The following is a 7,259-nucleotide window of genomic DNA, read 5'->3' on the forward strand; positions in this document are numbered from 1 at the left end:
CTCACGCGCGCGCCGAAGCGCGGCGCGACGGCGTCCGCCACGCGCGCCAGCAAGCGCTCCGCCTGCGCCTCGATCTGGTCGACGGGGCGCGTCAGCAGGCGCAGCGTCGGCAGGTCCCGCGTCAGGCGGTCCGGCTGCAGGTACAGGCGCAGCGTCGCTTCCAGCGCGGCCATCGGCAGCTTGGACAGCCGCAACGCGCGCTTCATCGGGAACTTGCGGATCTTCTGCACCAGGTCCCGGCGGCCGACGATCAGACCCGCCTGGGGTCCGCCCAGCAGCTTGTCGCCGCTGAAGGTCACGATGTCGCAGCCGTCGGCCAGCATCGCCTGCGGCAAGGGCTCGGCCGGCAAGCCCCATTGCGCCAGGTCGACCAGCGAGCCGCTGCCCAGGTCCGTCATCAGCGGGACGCCCGCCGCCTTCGCGATCGGAGCGAGTTCGGCCTCGCTCACCGACGAGGTGAAGCCCTGGATCGCATAGTTGCTGGTGTGCACCTTCATCAGCAGCGCGGTGTCGGGGCCGATGGCGGCCTCGTAGTCGCGCGCATGCGTGCGGTTGGTCGTGCCGACTTCCACCAGCCGCGCCCCCGCCGCCGCCATCACGTCGGGCATGCGGAACGCGCCGCCGATCTCGACCAGCTCGCCGCGCGACACGACGGCTTCCTTCCCGCCCGCCAGCGCGGCGATGCCCAGCAGCACCGCGGCGGCGTTGTTGTTGACGACCGTGGCCGCCTCGGCGCCGGTGATGTCGCAGAGCAGCGATTCGACGAGGCTGTCGCGGTCGCCGCGCTCTCCGCGCACGAGGTCGAACTCCAGGTTGTTGGGCGAGCTCATGCAGGCCAGCACGTGGCGCAGCGCTTCGTCGGCGAGCAACGCCCGGCCCAGGTTGGTGTGCAGCACCGTGCCGGTCAGGTTGATCACGCGGCGCATGCGCGGCGCCAGGCGCTCGACGCAATGGCGTTCGAGCTCGGCTGGCAGGTGGTGGAGTTCCTCCGCCGTCAGCGTGCCCGCCAGCGCGCGCTCGCGCCAGCTTTCGAGCAGGCGTCGCGCCTGCGCGGCGACGAAGGCGTGACCGTGTCGCGCCATCAGATGCGTCACCGCCGCGTCGCGCAGCAGGCGATCGACGGAGGGCAGGTCCTTCGGGGCCGCGGCGCGCGGCACGGCCTGCCCGTGCGGGGGCGGGGAGCGATCGTGGGGCGCGGCCGGGTCGGGACTGCTGACCGGGGAGCCTGCCGTCGGACCATGAACCATGGATGCCTCGGGCTTCATGCTCAGTGGCCTCCGGGATCGGGAGGCGGCGCGCCGTCGCCCGATGCGTCGGCTTCTCCCAGGATCAGCAGCGGATTGAAGCCCTGCCGCACCAGCCCCAGCTCGCCCACCAGCAGGTCCAGCGTCAGGGTCGCCAGATCGTCGGCCAGCGGCTCGACCTGCAGGTCCTTTTCCATGTGGACCTGCTTGAGGTAGTGCCCGCAGGTCTCGCAGCATTCGGCCGCCACCGCGTCGGACTTGTGGCCGTCGTCGTCGACGAGGCTCTGGAAGGTGATGCCCTTCGTGCCCTGGCAGTGCGTGCACTTGATGCGCACGTAGTGCCACTGCGAGCCGCACAGCGAGCAGGCGAGGAAGCGCTGTCCGGACTGCTCCGCCGCGATGCGCGTGATCGAAGCCACCGGCCGCGAGCCGCAGCACGGGCAGACGGTGGGGTCGTCGATCATGCCGAAGGGCGCGACGTGCTCGCCCTGGTCGCTCTCGTCATAACGCGCCTGCAGCCGCACGACGAGGCGCGCCCAGTACACCTGCAGGGCCGCCGCGATCAGCGGCGCGCAGGCCGGATCCAGGCCCGGCGCTCCGCCCGAGAGCAGCGCGGCCGCCTGATGCTCCAGCCAGTCGTCGTCGGCATCGGCGAGCCGCTTCATCTGCGCCTTCGCCGCATCGGGGATCGCCGCCGTGCCCATCGCGCGCAGCAGCGCGCGGAGCTCCTCGCGCCACACCGCATCGCGCGGGAAGGTCGCCACATCCAGCGGCGGCAGCCCGCCCACCATCGCGCCGTTGATCAGCACCTCGTCGGGCAGACGCATCGCGTCGGTCCGCTTGAAGCGCTCATGCTGCGCCTGCGCCAGCTCGGCCACGAACAGCAGGTAGTCCCGCATCGCATGCCCCTCGGCCAGCTGTCGCAGGCGCACGGCGCGCTCGGCGAAGAGGCCGGGATCGGGCACCTTCACCGGCGCGGCGCGTGCGCCGGCGTTGACCGCGATCTCTTCCGGGGACATGACCCGGATGGGGCTGGAAGACGTCATGCGCGTGGCCGCTCCTTCACTTCCTTGTGCCACAGCGGGTGATGGTGCGCGGCCCAGGTGTCGGTGACCGTACCACGGGTCATCGCCCGGAACGAGCCCTTGACCCAGATGGCCGCGTAAACGTGGATGATGATCGTCAGGATCAGGATCGCCGCCGAGGCCGCATGCAGCAGCACCGCGATGCGCCGCATCAGGATGTTGCCCTCGGGGAACCAGGCGTGCCAGAACATGAAGCCGGTGACCAGCAGGATGGTCAGCGTCACCACCATCACCCAGAAGACGATCTTCTGCCCGGCGTTGTACTTGGCCGCGGGCTGGACGCCTTCCTTGCCGGCGCCGGTGATCATGGTGGGGCTCTGGCGCATCCACTGCGAATCGGCGTCTATCCAGAGGTTGTCCCGCCACATCCGCGCCGCGAGGAACGCGAAGGCGATCACCATGCCCAAGCCCATGTAGGGATGGAGCACGCGCGTCCACGGGCCGCCGCCGAAAAGATTGCTCAGGAAGAAGAGACTCGGGTGGAAGAAGGCCAGGCCCGAGAGCCCGGCACACAGGAACAGCAGCACGATGAGCCAGTGGTTGAGCCGCTGGCTGTCGCGATAGCGTTGCAGCAACATGAGGGTCTCCCGGTGGGTCAGAGGCCGCCGCTGGGCGGGGTGTAGCTCGAACGCCTCGGTGCGTCACCCGGCGGGCCGTCAGGGCCCTCGCCCCGCTTGGCGCGTTCGTAGGCCAGTTCCTCCTCGGGATCCGGCTCGTCGTGTTCCGTCTTCTGCGGACCGACCTTCATGTAGTGGAAGAAGCCGGCCACCGCCGCGCCGACCATCGCGGCCACGGCCAGCGGTTTGGCCGCGCCCTTCCACAGCGACACGAACGGGCTGATCTGCGGGTCCTTGGGCAGCCCGTGATAGAGCCCCGGCTGGTCCGCATGCTGCAGCACGTACATCACATGCGTGCCGCCGACGCCTTGCGGGTCGTAGACGCCGGCATTCGTGTAGCCGCGCTCCTTCAGGTCGACGATGCGCTCGGACGCGAACTCATGCATGTCCTCCTTCGAACCGAAACGGATCGCGCCGGTCGGGCAGGCTTTCACGCACGCGGGCTCCAGGCCGACGCCGACGCGGTCCGAGCACAGGCTGCACTTGTAGGCCTTGTTGTCGGCCTTGCTGATGCGCGGCACGTCGAACGGACAGCCCGTCACGCAGTTGCCGCAGCCCACGCAGTGCTCCGAGATGAAGTCGACGATGCCGTTCTGGTACTTCACGATCGCGCCCGGCGCGGGACAGGCTTTCAGGCAGCCGGGATCGTCGCAGTGCATGCAGCCGTCCTTGCGGATCAGCCATTCGAGCTTGTTCTCGACGACCTCCACTTCGGAGAAGCGCATCACCGTCCAGGACTGCGGCGTCAGGTCGCGCGGGTTGTCGTAGGTGCCGTGGGTCTCGCCGACGTCGTCGCGCAGGTCGTTCCACTGCATGCAGGCGACCTGGCAGGCCTTGCAGCCGATGCACGAGGAGACGTCGATCAGCTTGGCGACTTCCGTCGTCGTGCGCCGCGCGTCGGGGCTGGGCAGCGTCGTCGCGGAGCGCTTGGCGATGTCGAGGGATTGCAATGAAGACATGGCGGGGCCTCAAGCTTTCTCGATGTTGACGGTGAAGCTCTTGAACTCCGGCGTCTGGGTGTTGGCGTCGCCCACGAAGGGGGTCAGCGTGTTGACCAGATAACCGGGCTTGGCCACGCCGACGAAGCCCCAGTGGTTCGGCAGGCCCACGGTGTGGACCCGCTTGCCGCCGACATCGAGCGACGCCACGCGTTTGGTCACCACCGCCACGGCCTTGATGAAGCCGCGGTTGGAGCTGACCTTCACCTGGTCGCCGTTGGCGATGCCCTTGTCCTTCGCGAGCTCCTCGCCGATCTCCACGAACTGCTGCGGCTGGATGATGGCGCTGGTACGCACGTTCTTGGTCCAGTAGTGGAAGTGCTCGGTGAGCCGGTAGCTCGTCGCCACATACGGGAACTTGTCCGGCTTGCCGAAGGCCTCCCGGTCGGCCTTGAACACCCGGCCGGCCGGGTTGTTCATCGCCTTGGGGTTGTTCGGGTGCATCGGGTTGACCGTGAGCGGCGACTCGAAGGGCTCGTAGTGCTCCGGCAGCGGACCGTCGACCATGCCGTTGGGCGCGAACAGTCGCGCCACGCCCTCGGCCGTCATGATGAAAGGCCGCACCGCGTCCTCGTCGTTGGGATTGGCGTCCGGACGGATGTCGGGCACGTCGGAGCCGCCCCACTTGTCGGTGTAGCTGATCAGGCGACGCTTCGGATTCCACGGCTTGCCGCTCGGATCGCAGGACGCGGCGTTGTAGAGCACGCGCCGGTTCGCCGGCCAGGCCCAGGCCCAGTTCAGCGTCTGGCCGATGCCCCACGGATCGCTGTTGTCGCGCCGCGCCATCTGGTTGCCCGCCTGCGTCCACGCGCCGGCGTAGATCCAGCAGCCGCTGGACGTCGAGCCGTCATCGCGCAGCAGGCCGAAGCCCGACAACTGCTCGCCGGCCTTCTGCAGCACCTTGGTCGGGTCCTTCGGATCGGTCACGTCGGCCAGCGCCTTGCCGTTGAACTCCATCGCCAGTTCCTCGGCCGAGGGACTGTGCGGGATCTTGTACGGCCAGCTCAGGTTGACGATGGGATCGGGGAAGGCGCCGCCATCCTTCTGGTAGAGCGTGCGAAGTCTCAGGAAAATCTCGGCAATGATCTCCGCGTCGCCCTTGGCCTCGCCCGGAGGCTCGGCGCCCTTCCAGTGCCACTGCAGCCAGCGGCCGGAATTGGTCAGCGAGCCGTCCTCCTCCGCGAAGCAGGTGCTCGGGAAGCGGAACACCACCGTCTGGATCTCTTCCGTCTTCACGTCGTTGTGCTCGCCGTAGTTCTTCCAGAACTCGGCGGTCTCCGTGTTGAGCGGATCGATGATGGCGAGGAACTTCAGCTTGGACAGGCTTTCGACCACCTTCTTCTTGTTGGGGAAGGAGCCCACCGGGTTGAAGCCCTGGCAGACGTAGCCGTTGACCTTGCCCTGGTGCATCAGGTCGAAGGCCTGCAGCACGTCGTAGCCCTTGTCCCACTTCGGCAGGTAGTGGTAGGCCCAGTCGTTCTCCTTGGTCGCGGCCTTGCCCCACCACGCCTTCTGCTGGCTGACGAAGAACTTCGGGTAGTTCTGCCAGAAGCTCATCTGGTTGGGACGCAGCGGCTTGAGCGCCTTGGTCTTGTAGTAGGTCTCGAGGTCCTGCTCCGAGTCCTTGGGCAAGGTCATGTAGCCGGTCAGCGAGGTCGACAGCAGGCCCAGGTCGGTGAGGCCCTGGATGTTGCTGTGGCCGCGCAGTGCGTTCATGCCGCCGCCGGGCTGCCCGATGTTGCCGAGCAGCAGCTGCACCAGCGCGCCGGTGCGGATGATCTGCGAGCCCTGGCTGTGCTGCGTCCAGCCCAGCGCGTACATGATCGTCATCACCTTGCCGGGGACCGAGGTCTCCGCGATCTGCCGGCAGATCTCGACGAACTTGTCCTTGGGCGTGCCGGTGATCTCGCTGACCTTCTCCGGCGTGTAGCGCGAGAAGTGGGTCTTCATGACGTTGAGCACGCAGCGCGGATGCTGCATCGTCATGTCGACCTTGGCGAAGCCCTTCTCGTCCATCTCGTAGGCCCATGACGCGTTGTTGTAGGCGCGCTTGGCCTCGTCGTAGCCCGAGAAGATGCCGTCCTCGAACTTGTAGCCCTCACCGACGATGAACGGGGCGTTCGTGTAGTTCCGGACGTACTCCGTCTGGATCTTGTTGTTGCTCAGCAGATAGTTGATCACGCCGCCCAGGAAGGCGATGTCGGACCCCGCGCGGATCGGCGCGTAGTAGTCGCTCATCGCGGCCGAGCGCGTGAAGCGCGGGTCGACGACGATCAGCCGCGCCTTGTTGTGGTGCTTGGCCTCGATCACCCACTTGAAGCCGCAGGGATGCGCTTCGGCGGCGTTGCCGCCCATGATCAGCACGAGGTCGGCGTTCTTGATGTCCACCCAATGGTTGGTCATCGCGCCGCGTCCGAACGTCGGGGCCAGACTGGCCACCGTCGGTCCGTGTCAAACGCGGGCCTGGTTGTCGAACGCGAGCAGCCCCATCGAGCGCATCGCCTTGTGGGTGATGTAGCCCGATTCGTTCGAGGACGCGGAAGCGCAGATCATGCCGGTCGAGAGCCAGCGGTTGACGGGCTTGCCGTCGGCGTTGGTCGCGATGAAGTTGGCATCGCGGTCGGCCTTGAGCAGCTTCACGAAGCGGTCCATCGCCTCGTCCCAGCTGACGCGCTTCCACTCCTTGGCGCCGGCCTCGCGGATCTCCGGATACTTCAGGCGGTTGGGGCTGTGGACGAAGTCCAGCAGGCCCGCGCCCTTCGGGCACAGGGTGCCGCGGTTGACCGGATGATCGGGGTCGCCCTCGATGTGGATGATCTCGGAGGTGACGTTCTTCGCCTTGTCCCCGAGCGAGTACATGATGATCCCGCAGCCCACCGAGCAATAGGGGCAGGTGTTGCGGGTCTCGGTCGCCCGGGCAAGCTTGAACTGGCGCGTCTCGGCCAGTGCGGCAGCCGGGGAGAACCCCAGCGCCACGAGGCTGGAGCCCATCACGGCCGCCCCGCTCACCCGGAAGAAATGCCTCCGGTTCATGTCCATCTTGTGCCTCCTGGGCTCGCCGTTCAGGCGACCTGGGTGAAATGCACGACCGTCACGCGGCCCGTTCAAGCATTTCGGCACAAAGCATCCGCTTTGTCCAATGAGGACTCACCCGCTCATGAGAGGAAGAACCGCAGCGCGCACCAGGATTGACGGTGGCTTTTTCTGCCGGGGTGGGTTGTGCGGTGCAGCGAACGGAGCGGGGTGTGCTGCCCACGTGCATGCGGTTGACCGAGCGCACCGCCGGGCAGGCCGGTGCCCCTCTCCGCTCAATCT

Annotated in this window: 5 protein-coding genes; all 5 read right to left on the minus strand. The window is 67.6% G+C overall.

What is annotated here, in order from left to right; translation table 11 throughout:
• Positions 1–1,265, minus strand: a 1,265-nt coding sequence (gene selA, locus VF536_RS23840) for an L-seryl-tRNA(Sec) selenium transferase (RefSeq protein WP_414710440.1), incomplete at its 3' end; no start/stop codon positions are given.
• A 2-nt stretch (positions 1,266–1,267) separates the two neighbouring features.
• Positions 1,268–2,290, minus strand: coding sequence for a formate dehydrogenase accessory protein FdhE (fdhE, locus tag VF536_RS23845; RefSeq protein WP_331617407.1), 1,023 nt, complete (start codon positions 2,288–2,290; stop codon positions 1,268–1,270).
• Positions 2,287–2,907: a formate dehydrogenase subunit gamma gene (locus VF536_RS23850; RefSeq protein ID WP_331617408.1), complete on the minus strand. Its 621-nt coding sequence runs from the start codon at positions 2,905–2,907 to the stop codon at positions 2,287–2,289. Before VF536_RS23850 ends, fdhE begins: the two co-directional genes overlap by 4 nt.
• Before the next feature lie 17 nt (positions 2,908–2,924).
• Positions 2,925–3,905 (minus strand): formate dehydrogenase subunit beta, encoded by a 981-nt coding sequence (fdxH, locus tag VF536_RS23855; protein WP_331617409.1) that lies wholly within the window; start codon positions 3,903–3,905, stop codon positions 2,925–2,927.
• A gap of 9 nt (positions 3,906–3,914) precedes the next feature.
• Entirely contained in the window at positions 3,915–6,983 is a 3,069-nt protein-coding gene (gene fdnG / locus VF536_RS23860; protein ID WP_331617411.1) for a formate dehydrogenase-N subunit alpha, read from the minus strand.
• Positions 6,984–7,259 lie beyond the last annotated feature (276 nt).

The sequence above is a fragment of the Roseateles sp. genome (assembly GCF_036486225.1).
Classification (GTDB): Bacteria; Pseudomonadota; Gammaproteobacteria; order Burkholderiales; family Burkholderiaceae_C; genus Roseateles.